This is a genomic window from Kitasatospora sp. MBT66, assembly GCF_000710405.2.
Taxonomy (GTDB): domain Bacteria; phylum Actinomycetota; class Actinomycetes; order Streptomycetales; family Streptomycetaceae; genus Kitasatospora; species Kitasatospora purpeofusca.
Genome location: NZ_JAIY01000016.1, coordinates 136,507 through 154,864, shown reverse-complemented (window position 1 = coordinate 154,864; position 18,358 = coordinate 136,507). Strand labels below are relative to the sequence as shown.

At 74.4% G+C, this 18,358-nt stretch carries 14 protein-coding genes; 9 read left to right on the top strand and 5 right to left on the bottom strand.

Annotation, left to right across the window (positions count from 1 at the left end):
- The first annotated feature begins 65 nt into the window (after window positions 1-65).
- The 4 genes from BI06_RS36630 (at window position 66) to BI06_RS36615 (ending at window position 7,691) form a co-directional block, all read left to right on the top strand.
- Entirely contained in the window at window positions 66-1,028 is a 963-nt protein-coding gene (locus BI06_RS36630; protein WP_043475582.1) for an alpha/beta fold hydrolase, read from the top strand.
- A gap of 96 nt (window positions 1,029-1,124) precedes the next feature.
- Window positions 1,125-4,244 (top strand): BTAD domain-containing putative transcriptional regulator, encoded by a 3,120-nt coding sequence (locus BI06_RS36625; RefSeq protein WP_063795103.1) that lies wholly within the window; start codon window positions 1,125-1,127, stop codon window positions 4,242-4,244.
- Window positions 4,245-4,317: 73 nt separating this feature from the next.
- Window positions 4,318-5,124, top strand: coding sequence for an ABC transporter ATP-binding protein (locus BI06_RS36620; protein WP_082558946.1), 807 nt, complete (start codon window positions 4,318-4,320; stop codon window positions 5,122-5,124).
- Window positions 5,124-7,691 (top strand): FtsX-like permease family protein, encoded by a 2,568-nt coding sequence (locus BI06_RS36615; RefSeq protein WP_199523414.1) that lies wholly within the window; start codon window positions 5,124-5,126, stop codon window positions 7,689-7,691. The genes BI06_RS36620 and BI06_RS36615 overlap by 1 nt, the downstream gene beginning before the upstream one ends.
- Window positions 7,692-7,737: 46 nt before the next feature.
- On the opposite strand, the gene BI06_RS36610 is transcribed toward BI06_RS36615, so the two are convergent.
- On the bottom strand, window positions 7,738-8,679 hold the full coding sequence (locus BI06_RS36610; RefSeq protein WP_051742693.1) for a LysR family transcriptional regulator: 942 nt from the start codon (window positions 8,677-8,679) through the stop codon (window positions 7,738-7,740).
- Window positions 8,680-8,900: 221 nt separating this feature from the next.
- On the opposite strand from BI06_RS36610, the gene BI06_RS36605 reads away from it, so the two are divergent.
- Both BI06_RS36605 and BI06_RS36600 read left to right on the top strand, forming a co-directional pair.
- A complete protein-coding gene (locus tag BI06_RS36605) occupies window positions 8,901-9,896 on the top strand; it encodes a hypothetical protein (protein ID WP_149030598.1) in 996 nt (331 codons plus the stop codon).
- Window positions 9,893-10,861, top strand: a complete 969-nt coding sequence (locus BI06_RS36600; RefSeq protein WP_051742691.1) for a hypothetical protein — start codon at window positions 9,893-9,895, stop codon at window positions 10,859-10,861. Before BI06_RS36605 ends, BI06_RS36600 begins: the two co-directional genes overlap by 4 nt.
- Before the next feature lie 66 nt (window positions 10,862-10,927).
- On the opposite strand, the gene BI06_RS36595 is transcribed toward BI06_RS36600, so the two are convergent.
- Window positions 10,928-12,283 carry a hypothetical protein gene (locus BI06_RS36595; RefSeq protein ID WP_043476232.1) on the bottom strand — a complete coding sequence of 452 codons (1,356 nt, stop codon included), beginning with the start codon at window positions 12,281-12,283 and terminating at the stop codon, window positions 10,928-10,930.
- Window positions 12,283-13,164 (bottom strand): hypothetical protein, encoded by an 882-nt coding sequence (locus BI06_RS36590; RefSeq protein ID WP_043475574.1) that lies wholly within the window; start codon window positions 13,162-13,164, stop codon window positions 12,283-12,285. The genes BI06_RS36595 and BI06_RS36590 overlap by 1 nt, the downstream gene beginning before the upstream one ends.
- Before the next feature lie 363 nt (window positions 13,165-13,527).
- Here BI06_RS36590 and BI06_RS36585 point away from each other — a divergent pair, with 363 nt between their 5' ends.
- Complete coding sequence (locus BI06_RS36585; protein ID WP_051742688.1) at window positions 13,528-14,784, top strand: hypothetical protein; 1,257 nt, start codon at window positions 13,528-13,530, stop codon at window positions 14,782-14,784.
- A gap of 35 nt (window positions 14,785-14,819) precedes the next feature.
- On the top strand, window positions 14,820-16,055 hold the full coding sequence (locus BI06_RS36580; protein WP_043475571.1) for a hypothetical protein: 1,236 nt from the start codon (window positions 14,820-14,822) through the stop codon (window positions 16,053-16,055).
- A gap of 132 nt (window positions 16,056-16,187) precedes the next feature.
- On the opposite strand, the gene BI06_RS36575 is transcribed toward BI06_RS36580, so the two are convergent.
- Both BI06_RS36575 and BI06_RS36570 read right to left on the bottom strand, forming a co-directional pair.
- Window positions 16,188-16,784, bottom strand: coding sequence for a dihydrofolate reductase family protein (locus BI06_RS36575; protein WP_043475570.1), 597 nt, complete (start codon window positions 16,782-16,784; stop codon window positions 16,188-16,190).
- A 4-nt stretch (window positions 16,785-16,788) separates the two neighbouring features.
- Window positions 16,789-17,271, bottom strand: a complete 483-nt coding sequence (locus tag BI06_RS36570) for a GNAT family N-acetyltransferase (protein ID WP_030394649.1) — start codon at window positions 17,269-17,271, stop codon at window positions 16,789-16,791.
- 142 nt (window positions 17,272-17,413) lie between these two features.
- Between BI06_RS36570 and BI06_RS52655 the strand changes: the two genes are divergently transcribed.
- Window positions 17,414-18,358: AAA family ATPase (locus tag BI06_RS52655; RefSeq protein WP_043475567.1), on the top strand; the 945-nt coding region annotated here is incomplete at its 3' end.

Sequence of the window (18,358 nt, the reverse complement as noted above, 5' to 3'; positions counted from 1 at the left end):
TTTGTCGTAGGGCCTCCGTACAGTCGTGCTCACACGTGACGACAGCCCGGCGGGAGCGGATTCCGATGGTGGACAACCGGCGTACGGCCGAGGTCGAGGTCGAGGTCGACGGTGCGGAGCTGGCGGCCGAAGTGCACGGCGATCCTGCGGATCCCGCGATCCTGCTGATCCACGGCGCGGGACACTGCCGGCTCAACTGGCCCGACGGCTTCGTCCGCCGGCTGGTCGCGGGCGGCCGGTGCGTCGTGCGCTACGACGCCCGGGACGCGGGTGCCTCGACGACCTTCCCGGTCGGTGCGCCGCCGTACGCGCTGCCCGACCTGGCCGAGGACGCCGCGGCCGTGATCGGCGCGCTCGGCCTGGGGCGCGCCCATGTGCTCGGCATGTCCCAGGGCGCCGCGGTCGGCCAGCTCCTGGCACTCGGTCACCCCGACCGGGTGGCCACCCTCACCCTCGCCTCCGGTACGCCCGGCATCCCCGGGCAGGAGCAGCCGGACCTGCCGCCCGTGTCGGACCGGCTCGCCGCCTTCTTCGCCCAGGTCGAACAGGACGCTCAGGTCGAGCGGGTCGAGCGGGTCGAGCAGGACGCTCAGGGCGCGAAGGCGGAGCGGGACGCCGCGGCCGCCCGGGAGGCCGCCGTCGAGTCGATCGTCGAGGGCGAGCGCCCGTTCGCCGCCGTCTCACGCCCGTTCGACGAGGACGGGGTGCGGCGGCTGGCCGCCCGGATCGTCGACCACGCGCGTGACCTCGCGGCCCAGTCCACCAACCCCTACCTGCTCGACGCCGGTACCCCGTGGCGGGCGCGGCTCGGCACGATCACCGCGCCGACCCTGGTGCTGCACGGCGAGGAGGACCCGCTGTTCCCGCCGGAGCACGGGCGCGCCCTGGCCGCCGAGATCCCCGGCGCCCGCTTCCTCGCCCTGCCGGGCACCGGCCACGAGGTCTTCCCCGAGCACACCTGGGACACCGTCGTCCCGGCCCTCCTCGCCCACACCGCGAACCGGGACGCCCCGCCCCGCCCGGCCTGAGTAAGGTGATCGTTCCGACCGGTCCGGTGCCAGGGGTGGCGCACGGCCGAACCGCAGGTCGGACACGGGGGAGAAGGAACGGGGGAGAAGGAACGGATGGGCGATCCGCTCGGCTTCGGGATACTCGGGCCGCTCGCGGTCACGGCCGGCCACGGACCGGTGACGATCGCCGGAGCCAGGCAGCGCACCGTCCTGGCCCTGTTGCTGCTGGACCCGGGCCGCATCGTCGCCACCGACACCCTGGTGGACGTGCTCTGGGACGGCGCGCCGCCGGCCAGCGCACGGACCCAGGTGGCCATCGTGGTGGCCGGGCTGCGCAAGTCGCTCGGCCGCCCGGGCACCGGGGGCGGCGAGGGCCGCGAGAGCGGGGACCAGGCGGTCATCGTCACCGCCCACCCCGGCTACCGGCTGCGCACCGACGGGCACACCGTGGACAGCGCCGTCTTCACCGCGCTCGTCGCCGACGCGGAGGCCGCGGTCCGCGCGGGCCGGCCGGAGGAGGCGGAGCACGCCTACACCGAGGCGCTGGCACTGTGGCGCGGCCGGGCCCTGGCCGGGGTGCGCGGACGACCGGTGGAGGCGGAGGCCGCGCGCTGGGACGAGGTGCGGCTGAGCGTGCAGGAGGCGGCGACCGAGGTCCGGCTCGCGCTCGGCCGGCACCGGGAGCTGCTGCCCGAACTGGCCGCCCGGGTCAGGGAGCACCCGCTGCGCGAACGCGCCCGCCAGCAGCTGATCCTCGCGCAGTACCGGTCCGGCCGCCGGGCCGAGGCGATGGCGGGCTTCCGGGAGGCCCGGCGCCGGCTCATCGACGAGCTCGGTGTCCAGCCGGGGCCGGCCCTGCGGGAGCTGAACGAGGCGATGCTGCGGGACGACCCGGTGCTGCTGCCCGGGCTTTCCGCAGCGAGGGAGCCGGAGACGGCGCCCGCGGCGGCCGGGCCGCCGGACCGCCGGTGGCTGCCGAGCGGCGTCCCGGTGCCGTCCGAACTCCCGCCGGAGGCGGCGGGCTTCGCCGGCCGGACGGAGGAACTCGCCGCGCTGGACTCCCTGCTGGAGCCGCACCCGGACGACGCCGGGCCCGTCCCGGCCGTCGGCCTGGTCACCGGGGTGGCCGGGGTGGGCAAGACCGGTCTCGCGGTCCGCTGGGCGCACCGGGTCCGGGACCGCTTCCCGGACGGCACGCTCTTCGCCGACCTGCGCGGCTACTCCGACGAGCACGCGCTGACCACCGCCGACGACGTCCTGGGGCGGTTCCTCCGCGCGCTCGGGGTGGAGAGCGACGCCGTCCCGAGCGGGTCCGAGGACCGTGTCGCGCTCTACCGCAGCCTGCTCGCCGACCGCCGGATGCTGATCGTCCTCGACAACGTCCGGACGTTCGCGCAGCTGCGGCCGCTGCTGCCCGGCAGCGCCGGCTGCACCGTCCTGGCCACCAGCCGGGACCAGTTGGAGGAGCTGGTGACCTGGCCGCAGGCGGCCAGGGTCCGGCTCGGTCTGCTGCCCCGGCCGGAGTCCGTCGAACTCCTCGAACGCATCGTCGGGCGGGCCCGGCTCCAGGACGCGCCCGAGGACGTCGCCCGGCTGGCCGAGCTCTGCGACCGGCTGCCGCTCGCGCTGCGGATCGCCGGTGCCCGGCTGGCGTCGAAGCCGCACTGGACGGTCCGCCACCTGGTCACCCGGCTGGCCGACGAACGACGCCGGCTGGACGAACTGAGCCGGGGCGAGTCCCAGGTGCGGGCGAGCTTCGCGCTGAGCTACCGCTACCTGCCGCCCGACGCGGCCCGGCTCTGCCGGCTGATCGGGCTGCTCGCCGTGCCCGACTTCGCGGCCTGGGCCGGTGCCGCACTGCTGGACACCGGGGTGGCGGAGGCCGAACGCCTCGTGGAGCACCTGGTGGACACCCAGTTCCTGGAGGCCGTCGGGGTCGACGCCGCGGGGCAGCTGCGCTACCGCTTCCACGACCTGATGCGGCTGTACGCGGGCGAGCTGGCCCGGGCCGAGGAGCCGGCGGCCGCGCGGGACGCGGCCCGCGAACGCTTCTTCCTCACCTTCCTGGGCATCGCCGACGAGGCCCGGCGCCGCGAGTACGGCGGCCCGTTCGCGGTGATCCGCGGGAGCAGCCCGGGCCCGGACCTCGACCCGGCCCTGCTGGACGAACTGCTGGCCGTCCCGCTGGACTGGTACGAGGCCGAGCGGCTGTCGCTGGTCGCCGCCGTGGACCAGAGCGCCAGGACGGGCCTGGCCGGGCTGTCCTGGGAACTGGCGGCCGCCACCGGGACGCTGTTCACCGCGCGCAACTACGTGGAGGACTGGCGCCGGTGCAGCGAGACCGCCCGGGAGGCGGCCCGGGCCGCGGGCGACCGGCGCGGCGAGGCGGCCATGGAGCGGGAACTCGGCGGGGTCGAGCTGCGGCTGAGCCGGCTCGACGCCTCGGCCCGCCACTACAGGCGCGCCCTGGAACTGTTCGAGGCCGACGGCGACGACTTCGGCCGGGCGATGGTGCTCAACGGCCTCGCGCTCGTGGACCGGCACCGGGGCGGCTACGAGCTGGCCGAACACCGGCTTCGGGACGCCCTGACGGTCTTCCGGACGGTCGGCGACCTCTCCTGCGAGGGGTTCGCCCTGCAGAGCCTCGCCCAGTGCGCCCTGGACCTCGGCCGGCCGGAGGAAGCGGTCGCGCTCGGGCAGGAGGCCGTGCGGATCTGCGAGAGCATCGGCGGGACGCTGCGCGGCGTCGCGCAGGCCCGGTACCGGCTGGCCTGTGCCTACCTGGCGGTCGGCCGGCCGGAGACGGCGGCCGTGGAGTTCACCCGCGCGCTCGCGATCGTCCGGGAGCGTTCGGACCTGCTCGGGCTGGCGTACACGCTACTGGGGCTCGCCGAGGCCCGGCACCGGGCGGGCGCGGTGGACGAGGCCGAGCGGACGTTGGAGGAGGCGCTGGAGGTGGCCGGGCGGACCTGGAGCCCGATCGTGGAGGCGAAGGTCAGGCTCTACCTCGGCGAACTCCACCACCAGGCGGGCCGATCGGTACCGGCCCGGGCCCAGCTGGGCGCCGCGCTTGACCTCTTCCGCGGCATCGACGCGCCGCCCTGGGTGGAGCGGACCAGGGCCGCCCTGGCCCGCGCGGGCGAGGTGTGCCCGGACACCGCCATCGCCCGACCGGGTACCACCACCGGCCGCCCCGGTCCCGCCGCAGCTCAACCGGGCACCGCCGCGGTTTAACCGGCCGATAAGCCCCCGATAACGCCGCTCCCTAGCGTCGTCGCAGATCGACCACCGAGTTCTGGAGTCTGCGATGCCCACCAGTCACGGCGCCCGTCACGGCACCCGCCCGTCCGCCGACCCCCGGCCCCCGGACGGCGGCCCCGCCCCCGCCCCCGCGCTGCGCCTGGAGGGCGTGGTGAAGGAGTACGGCCGGGGCGCGCGAACGGTCCGCGCGCTGGACGGCGTCTCCGTCGACATCGCCCACGGCACGTTCACGGCCGTCATGGGCCCCTCCGGCTCCGGCAAGTCGACCTTCCTGCACTGCGCCGCCGGCCTGGACAAGCCGACCGGCGGCCACGCCGCCATCGGCGGCACCCCGCTGGCGGACCTGGACGAGAACGCGCTGACGGAGCTGCGCCGGCGCCGGGTCGGCTTCGTCTTCCAGGCGTTCAACCTGATCGGGGCCCTGTCGGTGCGGCAGAACATCGAGCTGCCGCTGCGACTGGCCGGCGAGCGGACGGACCCCGCCTGGTGCGAGGAGATCCTCCGCCGGGTCGGACTGGAGGGCAGGGCCGGCCACCGGCCCGCCGAACTCTCCGGCGGCCAGCAGCAGCGGGTGGCGATCGCCCGCGCCCTGATCACCCGCCCCGACGTCGTCTTCGGCGACGAACCCACCGGCGCCCTGGACACGGTGACGGCGAAGGAGGTCCTCGCCCTGCTGCGCTCCTGCGTCGACGAGGACGGCCGGACGGTGGTCATGGTGACCCACGACCCGGTCGCAGCCTCCTACGCCGACACCGTGCTCTTCCTCGCCGACGGCCGGATCGTCGACCGGATGCCGGCACCCACCGCCGACCGCGTCGCCGACCGGATGACGCACCTCGGAGCGTGGGCCTGATGCTCCGCTACGCCCTGCAGACCCTGCGCGCCCGGCGGGGCGCGTTCACGGGTGCCTTCCTCGCGCTGTTCTGCGCCGCCGCGCTCGTCACGGCCTGCGGCATCCTGCTGGAGACCGGCCTGGGCGGCACGATCGGCACCGAGCGCTACGCCGGTACCCCGGTGCTCGTCGCCGCCGACCAGAACGTCCACCAGGTCACCGTGTCGGGCGGTGGAGGGAAGACGAAGACCAAGAACAAGGAGAAGCCGCTCGGCGAGCGGGCCTGGCTGCCCGCCGGCACCGTGGACGGGCTCCGGGCGTTGCCCGGGGTGCGGGCCGTGCTGCCCGAGCTCACCTTCCCCGCCCACGCGGTCGGCGCGGCCGGGCAGGTGCTGGCGGGCGTCGACGGCGGGCCGTCCCTCGGGCACGCCTGGACCTCGGCCCCGTTGACCCCGTTCACGCTGGTCGCGGGCGCCGCCCCGGCCGGTGCGGACGAGGTCGTCGTCGACCGGGAACTCGCCGGGCGGACCGGCCTCGCCCCGGGCGCCCGGCTGACGGTCCGGTCGACCGGCGCTCCGCGCGAGTACCGGGTGAGCGGGGTGGCCGCCCCGGCCGACGGCGACCTGCGGCAGCAGACCTCGCTGTTCTTCGCCGACGACGAGGCCGCCCGGCTCGCCGGCCGCCCCGGGCTGGTCGCCGCCGTCGGTGTGCTGCCCGAACCCGGTGTGCCCGGCGCGGAGCTCGCCGCCCGGGTCCGGGCCGCCCTGACCGGTGCGGGCAGCACGGCCCGGGTGGCCACCGGGGACGACCGGGGCCCGGTCGAGTTCCTCGACGCCGCGAAGGCCCGGACCAAGCTGGTGTCCCTGGGCGGCGCCATCGGCGGCACCTCGCTGCTGGTCGCCGTCCTGGTGGTGACGGGCACCTTCGCGCTGGCCGTGCAGCAGCGCCACCGGGAGCTCGCGCTGCTGCGGGCCGTCGCCGCGACACCCCGGCAGGTCCGCCGGCTGATCGGCCGTGAGGCGGTGCTGGTCGGGCTGCTCGCGGGGCTGCCCGGGGTCTGCGCCGGCCTGCCCGTCGCCCTCTGGCTGTACGGCAGGTTCGTCGCGCTGGGGGCGGTGCCCGAGACGCTGCGGCTCACCCCGGGCTTCCTGCCGTTCCTCGCCGGGTTCGCCGCGACGGCCGCGGGGGCCTGGGCGGCGGCGAGGATCTCGGCGCGCCGGGTCTCCCGCATCCGGCCGGCCGAGGCCCTCGCCGAGGCGGCCGTGGAACGGTCCGGTCTGGGCCGGGGCCGCTCCCTCGCCGGGGTCGGGCTGCTGCTCGGCGGCGCCGTCCTGCTCGCCGTCCTCTCGACGCTGCACTCCGAACCCGCCTCGACGCCGGTGACCTTCCTGACCGTCGTCGTCCTCGCCACGGCCGTCTCAGTGCTCGGTCCGCCGCTGGTCAGGGCCGGGGTCGCCGCGCTGTCGCTGCCGCTGCGGGCCTTCCGGGTGGCCGGTCACCTGGCGGCCGCCAACGCCAGGACCGGCAGCCGGCGGACGGCCGCCGCGGTCACCCCGCTCGCGCTGCTGATCGCCATGGTCTGCACCGTGCTGTTCGTCGGGACCACGACGGACGCGGCCGCCACCGCGCAGGCCAGGGCCGGGACCACCGCGGACTGGGTGGTCGGCTCGACCGCACCGGGCGTGCCCGAGGTGGCGGCCGAGCGGCTGCGCCGGCTGCCGGGGGTCACCGCGGTGACCGGGGTCGTCCGGACCTCGGTCCGGGTCGGTCTGACGAAGTACCCGGCCCAGGCCGTCTCCACCGAGGGCCTCACCCGGACCTGGGACCCCGGCGTCACCGGTGGCACCCTCGACGGCTTCGGACCGCGCAGCGTGGCACTGAGCGACACCGCCGCGGCCGACCTGGGCCGCCGGCCGGGCGACCGGCTGGAGCTGACCCTCGGCGACGGTACGCCGGTGGTCCTGGACGTGGTGGCCGTGCACCGGCGGGGTCTGGGCTTCGGGGACGTCACCCTGAGCGGGGAGGTGGTGGCGGGACACCTCGACAAGCCGCTCCCCGCCACCCTGCTCGTCCGCACCTCCGGCGCGGGCGGCCCCGGCCGTGACGCGCTGGGCCGGGCCGTGGCGGACCTGCCCGGGGTCGTCGTGCTGGACCGGGAGCGGGCCGAGGCCGTGCGGGCCGAGGCGCAGCGGTCCGGCGCCGAGGTCAACTACGTCGCGATGGGCCTGGTCGTCGCCTTCACCGCGATCGCCGTGGTGAACACCCTGGCGATGTCGGTCTCCGAGCGGCGCCGGGAGTTCGCGCTGCTGCGGCTGGTGGGCACCACCCGGCGTCAGGTGCTGGCCGTGCTCCGGATCGAGGCCCTGCTGGTGGTGCTGGTCTCGGCGGTGCTCGGCAGTGGCATCGCGCTCGCGGTCCTCACCGCCTACAGCATCGGGACGACCGGGTCCGCCGCGCCCAGCGTCGATCCGGTGGCGTTCCTCGGGGTGCTGGGCGTCGCGGCGGCCCTGGCCCTGGCGGCCACGCTGATCCCGGGCCGGCGGGCACTCGCCGGGCGGCCCGCCGACGTCATCGGCGCCCGCGAGTAGCGGCCGCGGCCGGGACGACGGTGACCGGGGTGGCGGGGGGCGACGCCTACCGGGCCGGGGCGACGGGCGTTACCGGGGCCACGCCGGGCGGGGCGAGGGCCGGCGCGACCTCGTGGACGGCGTCGGCGAACGCCCGCACCCGAGGGTCGGTGTCGTCCCGGCAGCGCCACACCAGCCCCTGCTCGACCGGCGGAGCGTCGCGGACCCGGACGAACCGGAGGTCCGGGCGCCGGTAGAGCAGGGGCAGCTGCCCGTCGCCGGGCACCATCGCCCGCCCGGCCGCGACCAGGGCCAGCGCCTCGGCGTAGGTGCCGCAGGGCTCGGGGTGGCGGCCGACGGCCCGCCCGCCGGGGGTCCGCCGGGGCATGTGGAAGTCGACGAAGTAGTCCGGGACGCAGCCCGGCAGGTCGACGAAGGTCTCGCCGCCGAGGTCCTCCAGCGTCACCGTGCCCCGGTCGGCGAGCCGGTGCGCGGCGGGCAGGACCAGGAAGCGGGGGCCGCGGGTGACCACCGCGCCGACCGTCAGGTCCGGCTCGTTCACCGGCAGTGTGGTCAGCAGCAGGTCGGCGCTGCCCTCCCGCAACTGCTCGGCGTGCTGCTGCAGCTGGGTCTCGACCACCCGGACCGCGCCGTGCGGGTTGCGGTGCTCGAAGACCGCGCGGGCGGCGTGCACCACCCGTCCGTTCTGCGCGCCCATGAACCCCACGGTGAGGGTGCCGGTGACGCCGCTGCCGGCCCGCTCGGCGCGCCGCAGCGCCCGTCCGATGCCGTCCCACAGGGGCTGCAGATCCTCCCGCAGGCCCTCCCCGACGGTGGTCAGCGCCACCCGGCGGGAGCTGCGTTCGAACAGCGGGGCGCCGATCCGCCGCTCGATCCGCTTCACCGTCCTGCTGACCAGCCCCGTGGTGACGTGCAGCCGTTCGGCGGTCCGGCCGAAGTGCAGCTCCTCGCAGAGTGTCAGGAAGGTCTCCATCTCGGCGCGTTCCATCGTCGGACTCCCCCCGGATCGTCGTACCGATGGAGATGATCATGCCCCACCTTCGCCCCAGGGTCCCGCCGACCCCGGGACCCGCCGAACGGCGCAGGAGCGGGGGGTGACGGTTCGCCCACGACGTGAGCCTCGCCGAGGATGGGAGGACCGGACGGGCCGGTGCGCGCCCCCGGTGGCCCCCGTTCACGGATGACGTTTCACGGATGAGGAGAGTGCCCGTGGTTGCTTCCGCATGCCCGCCCGCACATCCGCCCGCCCGCACGGCCGCGCGGTGGCCCGCCGGCCGGTTCGCCGTTCTGCTCCCCGGGGCGGCCGCGATAGCGGTGCTGGTGCCCTTGGGTGCGCCGGCCGCCGCCGCACCGGCCGGTCCGCCGCCGTTCCCGGTGGCCCGGGCCCTGGACGGAGAGGTGCCGCTGCCCTCGGCCGAGGAGGTCGCGGGGCTGTGCGACGGGGGAGCCGGGTGCAGCTTCCGGATGTACGACCGGGCGCCGCGCGAGTTCGTGAGCGGGGTGCTGTCGGTGGGGAACGCGGCGATCAACTGCACCGACGACGTGATGCAGATCGACCGCACCGTCAGCTTCGTCACCAGCAGCACGGACAACATCGGCGGCCAGATCTCCGGGACGGCCGCGCTGGAGGGCGGGGTGGACACCACCGTCACCGTGTCCGGGTCGGGCACGGTCACGCCGGGGTTCGCCACCGGCACCACCATGAACGGCCCGAACAAGGACAAGGGCCCCACCACCAAGGACGACGTGAAGAACACCACCGAGGTGACCGGGACGGTGTCCGGCTCGAACGCGCTGCACCTCGGGGCCAAGGCGACCTTCGAGTCGGCGTTCCAGGCCGCTTTCTCGCGGCAGTGGCAGGCGGTGACCACCGAGACGACCAGGGTGGTGTTCACCGTCGGCAACGGTGACGAGATCCAGTTCGGGGTGGTGAACGCGATGTCCCGGGCGTCCGGTGAGCTGAAGGTGAACAACACCGGGAAGCTGATCAAGGACATCACGGTGGACAGCCCGTCCAGCGTCAATGTCAGCTCGGTGGTCGCCCAGACCTTCTCGGTGCCGGACAAGTGCCTGTCGCTGCGGCCGCCCGGCCGGGCCTCGGCGGCGGGACTGGTCGAACTGCCCCCGGAGCGGGCCGAGAGTGCTCGAAGGGTGCCGGACGCGGTGTACGAGCGGACCACCGAGGGCACCTGGAGGCAGCGGTGACGCGCCGGCGGGGCGGACCCGCGACCCGGGCCACCGCGGTGCTGCCGGCCGTGCTGGCCGTGCTGGCGCTGGGCACCGGCCCGGTCGTCGCGGACGGTACGTCAGCAGGTGGTCCGGCTGCGGGCGGTCCGGCTGGGGGCGGTCCGGCACCGGACGGCGAGGAGGACGCGCCCGCGATCGCCCACCGGTGCGGGCAGGACTACGACTGCTCGTTCCGGATTCTTCCCGGGCTCGGCCGCGAGTTCACCTCCGCGATCGCCTCGGTCGGCAACACCGCGATCAACTGCACCAACCGGCCGATCGACATCTACCGGACCGTCGTGCTGCAGTCGAGCACCACGGACAACATCGCGGGCGAGATCTCCGGCCGGGCGGCGCTGGAGGGCACGATCGACAACACGACCGGTGTCGCCGGCAGCGTCAGCGGCAGCAACAAGACCCAGATCACCCACACGGACATCACCGCACCCAGCGACAAGGGACCCAACGCGGAGATCTCCAACGGTCCCACGGTGGCGGTCTCCGGCACCGCGACGGCCGCCGCGCAGCTGAAGCTCAGCGCCAAGGCGTCGTTCGAGCTGGCGTTCAAGGCGACCTACTCGCACGAGTGGAAGCGGACCAGCACGGAGACCACCCAGGTCAAGTTCACCGTGAAGGCCGGTGACGAGCTCCAGTTCGGCATGGTGAACGCGATGACGCGCACGGTCGGCGAGCTGACCGTCGGCGGCATCGGCAAGCTGATCAAGAACATCGTCGTCGACAGCCCGTCCTCGGTGAACGTGAGCACGGTCGTGGCGCAGACCTTCAGCGCCAGGGACACCTGCCTGTCGCTGCGGCCGCCGGGGCGTTCGTTGGACGGTCCGGTCGGCGACGGCCTGGTGGAGGCGCCGCCGCGTACGGACGGCGCGCCGCCCTCCGGGCGTTACCGGCTCACGGCCGGGGGGTCCTGGGTCCCGCTGGACTGAGCGCCGCCACCACGTCGGCCGCCCTCCCCGGTCCCCGGGGGAGGGCGGCCGACGTATGAGCCACTGTCAGGGAGAGAGCAGCGCCGACCGGGTGGGCGGCCCGGGAGGCGGGGCGTCCACGGTGAGCAGGCGCTTGTCCGTCCCGGCCCCGTTGTCCGGGGTGCCGGCGGTCGGCCGGGCGGAGCCGCAACGCTGCAGCTCGGTCTCGGTGAGCGGCCCGGAACGCTGGTAGTAGCGGTCGGGGAGGGACGCCGAGGGCACGTCGAAGACGGCGTCCAGGCGGTACTTGTTGCGGGCGTTGATGAAGCTGCCGGCCACGCGTTCGCGGGCGGGCTGCACCTCGATCCAGCTCATCTCGCCCGGCTGGATGGTGGGGTTGAGCTGCTTGGTGGTGGTCCGCGACCAGGTGAGCGGGTTGCTGGTGTTCACCGCCGCGGAGTTGCCGCCCGCGGTGCTGAACCCGGCGGCGGCCTGGGCGGCCAGGTTGGGGCGGCTCTGCGAGATGTCGGAGCGGCTGGGGACGAGGGGGGCGCCTTTGAGCGCGTAGTACTGGGTGAGGCTGTCGTACGAGGGCTCGGTGTTCTCCATCCGCCGGTCGTCCACCACGGCATTGCGGGTGCAGTTGATGTAGACCTCGCCGATGATCCTGGTCTGCCCGTAGTACTGGTAGGAGGACCGTTTGTCCACGGTGAACACGCAGTTGGTGGCCGAGCCCTCGCAGTCGTCCACCGCGACGCCCGGCTCCAGCGGGTCGTTGCCCCGGTAGGCCTTGGGGCCGGGCAGTTGTTCCTTGCGGACCTTCTGGTCGACCGGCGCGGGGGTCTGCCTGGCGGTGACATTGGTGATGAGCGGGCCGCACGAGAGCGAGTCCCGCTGCTCGGCGGAGTCGAAGGACACCATCGGGTTGTCCTCGGTGGCGGTGAACTCGAAGACCCGGCCGCTGGTCCAGTTGGCGGTGCCGACGGTGTCGCTGCCCTTGGTGGTGACCACCGGGTCGGGGGCGGGGCCGGTGGTGATCAGCGAGACGTTGTAGGTCTGGCCGTCCTTGACCTGCTCGGGTGTGCAGCGGCGGTCGACGCCCGGGCTGTCGTCCCAGGTCAGGGTGACGCTCGACCCGGCCCTCACTCCCCACAGCCGGGTGCGCATCGTCAGCGCGGCGCCGTTCCAGTTCAGTGCGGCGGCCTGGTAGCCGCGCGGGTGCTGGGCGAGGGTCTTGCCGAAGACCACGCCGGTGTTGTCGGGGGACCAGTCGGTGTGTCCGGCGGCGGTTCCGTTGTCGGGGGCGACGGGCTGGGCGAAGGTGCCGTTGGGCACCTGGACGTCCACGGTGTCGGCGGCGCGCGCGGACGGCGCGGCGGCCGGGGCGGCGACCAGGGCCAGGCCCGCCGCCGTCGCGGCCAGGGCCCGGTGCCGGCGCGCCATCAGCAGTACCACCAGTCGCTCGGCGGGACGACCGCGTCGCCCGGCCGGAGGCCGGCGGTCAGCGCGTTGGGGAGGGCGCAGAGGTCCCCGGCCGCCTTGTTCGGGTCCTGGTCACGGGGGACCTTGCCGAAGTCCTCGACGGCCTGGTTCTGCTTGGCGATGCCGTCCTTCTCCGCCTTGCCGTCACCGGCCACGCCCGCGAGGCAGCTCCGGTCGGTGGGCGGGCACTTCTCGATCTTGTCCTTGGCGGCGGTGAGGTCCTTGCACTGCGCGTTGTCCTTGGCGTCGCCGGAGCAGGGGTCGCTGGACGCCCCGCCCTGCGGCGGCGCGAGTGGCGGGGCGGTCTGCTTGGCGGCGACGTTGGTGATCAGTGCTCCGCAGCTCGGCTTGTCGGTGTCGGTGGAGGTGAAGGTGATCTGCGGAGCGTCCTCGGCGGCGGTGAAGGAGTACGTCCGGCCGAGGAACCAGTTCGGCTTTCCGGTGGGCGTGTTGCTGGTGAAGCTGCCGGGGGTGTTGGTGTCGCCCGCGACAGTCGTCGTGTAGGCCCGTCGGGCGTTGCCGGAAGTCACGCAGATGTCCGGGTTGTCGTCCCAGGTGAGGGTGACGGTGGCGCCCTTGCGGATGCCGCGGAGCCGGGTGCTGATCGAGATCCCCCCGCCGTTCCAGCCGAGCGTGGCCGCCTGGAAGCCCTGCGGATGTCCGGCGCGGGTGGTCGAGGCGACACCGCCGACGCTGGTCCAGCCCTCGACGCCACCGCTGAAGGTCTTGTCGGCGGGCACCGTGGGCGAGGAGAAGGTCCCGTTCACCACCACCGCCGGCTCGGTGTCCTCCGCGCCCGCCGGCGTCGGGGCCGCCAGCGCCATCGCGGCACTGAGGGTCACGATCAGGAGTCTGGCTCGTTGTCTCCGCGGCACGGTCTCTCCCACTGAAATCGGCGGAATCATCGGGCAGTTGCAATCGACGATCCTTGTTGATCATCGAGCCCCGGCCGCCCATGCTTCGGCAGTCGATCACGCACCGCAACCGCTGACGATCCGTTAGGGGGAGGTCGAACGATCGGGCTGGGCCAACAAGGTGGAAAGCGGTTCGGAACCGCACGACCGTTCTGATCATTGGGCAGGCATTCTGCTGATCCGATCATCGACCCTCCGGCCGCGCGGCCAGGATTCCGCGCGGCCCGACTCGTGCTGTCCGTGCCTCCGGGACCGTTGCGCCCCGACCCCCGCCCCGAACGTGAGGAAGAGATGCACCCGCTGCACCGCAAGCCCCGCCGCCTGCCCGTGACCGCCGTGACCGCCGTGCCCGCGGTGGTCGCGAGCCTGACCCTGCTGGGCTCCGTCGCCCTGCCCACCTCCGCCGCCTCCGCGTACGATCTGCGGCTGCGCTCCTGGGGGCTGAACACCAGCGGCCAGCTGGGTGACGGCACCAAGACCCAGCGGCTCACCCCGACCTCCGTCGTCGGGCTGGCAGGTGCCGAACTGACCTCCGTGGCCGCCGGCGGCACCGGTGGCTCCGCCGGCTCCGGCTTCGGTCTGGCCCTGCTCGCCAACGGCACCGTGGAGTCCTGGGGCAAGAACGACAAGGGCCAGCTCGGCAACGGCGCCACCAGCGCGACCGACGAGTGGGCGGTGCCGAGCCTGGTGGCAGGACTGGGCGGGGTGCAGGCGGTCGCCGCGGGCGGCGCGCACGCCCTGGCCCTGCTGAAGGACGGCACCGTCAAGGCCTGGGGCCTCAACGACAAGAGCCAGCTGGGTGACGGCACCACCACCAACGCCAACCTCCCGGTGACGGTGGCCGGACTCGAGGACGTCAAGGCGATCGCGGCCGGCGACACCTTCAGCATGGCCCTGCTGAAGGACGGCACCGTCAAGACCTGGGGCAACAACGACAAGGGCCAGCTCGGCATCACCCCGAAGGCGGCCAAGGCGACCGACCCCGTACCCAAGCCCGTGCCCGCGACCCGCACCACGGCCGTCGTGGTGCCCGAGCTGACCACCGTCAAGGGCATCACCGCCGGCGCCTCGCACGCGCTCGCGCTGCTCGCGGACGGCACCGTGATGTCCTGGGGCCTCAACGACAAGGGGCAGTTGGGCGACGACACGATCGTCGACAAGCCCTACCCGGTCCCCGTCCTGGAGCTCAAGAACGTCACCGAGCTGGTCGGCGGCGCCTCGCACAGCCTCGCCCTGCTCCAGGACCGCACCCTGCGCGGCTGGGGTCTGAACGACAAGGGCCAGGTCGGCGACGGCGCCACCACCCAGCGCAACACCAGCGTGCCGATCCCCGGCGTCACCGGAGTGGTCGGCATCGCCGCCGGCGCCGCGCACAACCTCGCGGTGCTCTCCGACGGCACCGTCCAGGCCTGGGGCCTGAACGACAAGGGCCAGCTCGGCGACGGCACCACCACCCAGCGCAACACTCCGGTGCAGGTGCTGGCCAAGTCCGGCAGCGTCTCCATGGTCGCGGCGCCGTCCAACGGCAGCTTCAGTCTGGCGCGCTGACCCGTCCGTACCGTCCGTCAACAGGAAGGCAGCACATGACGAACTCCCTTACCGCGCGGCGAGGACGGCTGCGCCCGGCCCTCGCCGCGTCGGTGGCCGCGCTGACCGCGCTCGGACTGGCCGCAGTGCCGGTGGGCAGCGCCCACGCCCAGGAGAAGCGCCTCAAGTCCTGGGGCAACAACCGGTCCGGCCAGCTCGGTGACGGCACCTGGACCGACTTCCGCACCACCGCCACCACCGTGCTCGGGCTGACCAGTGCCGAGGTGGTCAAGATCGCCGCCGGCGGGGCGGGTCCCACCAACGGCCACGGGCTGGCCCTGCTGACGGACCGGACGGTGCAGTCCTGGGGCTCCAACGGCTCCGGCCAGCTCGGCGACGGCTCGGTGTTCAGCCACAACGCCCCCGGCCAGGTGGTCAACCTCTCCAACGCCACCGACATCGCCGCCGGCGGCGCCCACAGCCTCGCCCTGCTCGCCGACCAGACCGTGGTGGCCTGGGGCAAGAACAACTACGGCCAGCTGGGTAACGGCACCAACGCGGACAGCAGCGTCCCGGTCCGGGTCGAGGGCCTGAACAAGGTGATCGCGATCGCGGGCGGCCTCAACCACAGCATCGCCCTGCGCGAGGACGGCACCGTCTGGGCCTGGGGCTACAACATCAACGGGCAACTGGGCGACGGGACGTCGGCGAGCCGCAACGTGCCCTCCCAGGTGACCAATCTGACCGGTGTCACCCGGATCGCCGCCGGCTGCAACCACAACATCGCCCTGGTCGGCCCGCCGAGCGGCGGCACCAAGCCCACCAGCGGCAACTCCGTGAAGGCCTGGGGCTACAACGCCACCGGCCAGCTCGGCGACAACAGCACCATCAGCCGCTACACCCCGGTCGACACCCAGGGCATCTGGCTCGGCGGCGTCTCCCAGATCGCGGCCGGCTGCAACCACAGCCTCGCCGTGACCGACAGCGACAACCGCCTCAAGGCCTGGGGCCAGAACACCTCCGGCCAGATCGGCGACGGCACCACGGACTACCGGATCACCCCCGTGCCCGTCCCGGACATCAAGGGTGTGCAGCTGGTGAGCGGCGGCCGCGAGCACACCGTCGCCCTGCTCGGCGACAACACCGTGCGCTCCTGGGGCAACAACGGCTCCGGCCAGCTCGCCAACGGCACCACCACCGACAGCAGCACCCCGGTCACCTCGCTCACCGCGCTGACCGGTGTCGACAAGATCGCCGCGCCCGTCGGCGGCGACTTCAGTCTCGCCAACTGAGGCTCTTCGGCCGTGACTTCGGCCTCACCGGCTGAGATCGTCCGTCGCTGCCGAGTCCGGCCTCGCCGACGGAGCCCCGGCCCGCGGGGCGGTGGACCCTCCGAGAGGTCCGCCGCCCCGCGGGCCGGCCGGTCAGGCCGCCGCCCTCGCGTAGGTGAGGAAGACGGTGCCGCCGGCCAGCACCGTGTGCTCGGTGAGGGTGAAGACGCGCGGGCTCACCCCGTCCTTGCCCGCGAACACCGGTATGCCCGCCCCGACGGTGACCGGGTTGACCTTGAGGACCAGCTCGTCGATCTCCGGGTAGAGGGCGCCGGCCAGCTCCGCGCCGCCCACCAGCCAGATCCCGCCGCCCGCCTCCGCCTTGAGCTCCCGGACCCGGGCCACCGGGTCGGTGGACACCAGCTCGACGGCCGGGGCCGGCGCCTCGGTGAGGGTGCGGGAGAAGACCAGGTGCCGCAGGTGCGGATAGGCGTCCGCGATTCCGGCGTCCAGGCCCACCTGGTAGGAGCGGCGCCCCTCCAGCACGGTGTCGAAGCGGGTGCCCGTCGCCGTGATGCCCAGGGCCTCGCGGGCCGGACCCGGCAGCGTCTCCGGGTAGTGGGTGACCAGGTGCTCCAGATAGTCGGGAGTGACGGTGAAGAACCCGTCGGGCCCGGTCGGGTCGCCCCCGTCGGGACCGGCGATGAACCCGTCCAGGGTCGTGGCCACGAAATACGTCAGCTTGCGCAAGTGATCAGCCCTCAAGAGTGTAGTAGTGGAGCTCGTCGTCGGAGGAGGTCCGCCGCAGCCCGGCCTTCTCCAGCACCCGCTGCGAGGCGGTGTTCTCATGGGTGGTGTCGGCCAGCGCCCGCCGGACGCCGCCCTCGGCGAACCCCCGGTGCAGCAGGGCCAGCAGCGCCTCGGTGGCGTAGCCCCGGCCCTCGACCTCGGGAGCGACGCCGTAGCCCAGCCCGACCGTGCCGTCCGCGTCCGGCGGGCCGAAGAAGCCGATCCCGCCGATCACCTGGTCATTGCTCAGCAGCTCGATCAGCTGCGGCTCGAACAGCGGCTCGGTGCGCGGCGCCCCGAGGAACATCCGCGCCACCGCCCGGTCGTCCTCCCGGGGGAAGCCGGGGCTCCAGCCGCTCCCCGGCCGTTCGCCGGCGGCCACCCGCTCGGCTTCCTCGGCGGTGTACGGGCGCAGCCGCAGCCGCGCCGTCTCGATACTGAACGTCATCTTTTCTCCGTGTTCCGGTGCTTGCCCCCGTGGGACCGGTCGAACAGGTACGACGGTAGGCGCGCCGCCCCTACCGGTGAATCGGTCACCATGACCCAACGCGAGGTCCTGGGTCGTACACCCGTCCGGTTAGAATCCCCGGATGCTCTACGGTCGGGCCGCGGAAGAAGGCCAGCTCAGAAGTCTGCTCCGGGCGGCGGCGGAGGGTGCCAGCGGTGCCCTGGTCGTCCACGGCGAGGCCGGTATCGGCAAGACGGCGCTGCTGGAGCACCTCGCCGCCGAGGCGACGGGAGCGGCCGCAGCGGCCGGGGGCGGCGCCGCCGGCGGTGCGGCGGGTCCGGCGGGCGCGCCCGGTCCGGCCACGGCCCGGGTGCTGCGGACGACGGGCATCGAGGCCGAGACCGAACTCCCCTTCGCCGCCCTGCACCAACTGCTCCGCCCCGCCCTCGACCGGCTCGGCCTGCTGCCGGAACCCCAGGCCGACGCGCTGCGGGCGGCGTTCGGACTGGCCGCGCCCACCGGCCAGGACCGCTTCCTGACCGGCCTCGGCGTGCTGACGCTGCTCTCCGAGTACGCGGGCGAGAGCCCGCTGCTCTGCCTCGTCGACGACGCCCAGTGGGTGGACCGGGCCTCCCTGGACGCCCTGGCCTTCGCGGCCCGGCGGCTGGACTCCGAGGGGGTGGTGATGGTCTTCGCGGTGCGCGAGCCGGTCCCGCTCGGCCTGCCGGAACTGCGGCTCGACGCCCTGGACCGGGAGGCGGTCGCCGCGCTGCTGGCCGAACACGCGGGCGCGGACCTCCCCCCGCACGTACGGGAACGGGTCGCGGCCGAGGCCCGCGGCAACCCGCTGGCCCTGATCGAACTGCCCCGGGCCCTCAGCGAGGAGCAGCGGGCCGGGCTGCTCGGCCCGCTGCCCACCGCCCCGGCGGACCCGACGCCGGCCAGCCGGGTGACGGCCGCGTTCGGCGCCCGCCTCGGCCAGCTGCCGGAGCCCACCAGGGCGGCGCTGCTGGTCGCCGCCGCCGACGACATGGGCGACCTGGGTGGGCTGCTGACCGCCGCCGGGGTCTCGGCGGACGCGCTCGAA

Bases quoted from the DNA above. Each gene is read 5' to 3' on its own strand.
- BI06_RS36630 (WP_043475582.1), top strand. From the start codon at position 66: ATGGTGGACAACCGGCGTACGGCCGAGGTCGAGGTCGAGGTCGACGGT.
- BI06_RS36625 (WP_063795103.1), top strand. From the start codon at position 1,125: ATGGGCGATCCGCTCGGCTTCGGGATACTCGGGCCGCTCGCGGTCACG.
- BI06_RS36620 (WP_082558946.1), top strand. From the start codon at position 4,318: ATGCCCACCAGTCACGGCGCCCGTCACGGCACCCGCCCGTCCGCCGAC.
- BI06_RS36615 (WP_199523414.1), top strand. From the start codon at position 5,124: ATGCTCCGCTACGCCCTGCAGACCCTGCGCGCCCGGCGGGGCGCGTTC.
- BI06_RS36610 (WP_051742693.1), bottom strand. From the start codon at position 8,679: ATGGAACGCGCCGAGATGGAGACCTTCCTGACACTCTGCGAGGAGCTG.
- BI06_RS36595 (WP_043476232.1), bottom strand. From the start codon at position 12,283: ATGGCGCGCCGGCACCGGGCCCTGGCCGCGACGGCGGCGGGCCTGGCC.
- BI06_RS36585 (WP_051742688.1), top strand. From the start codon at position 13,528: ATGCACCCGCTGCACCGCAAGCCCCGCCGCCTGCCCGTGACCGCCGTG.
- BI06_RS36580 (WP_043475571.1), top strand. From the start codon at position 14,820: ATGACGAACTCCCTTACCGCGCGGCGAGGACGGCTGCGCCCGGCCCTC.
- BI06_RS36570 (WP_030394649.1), bottom strand. From the start codon at position 17,271: ATGACGTTCAGTATCGAGACGGCGCGGCTGCGGCTGCGCCCGTACACC.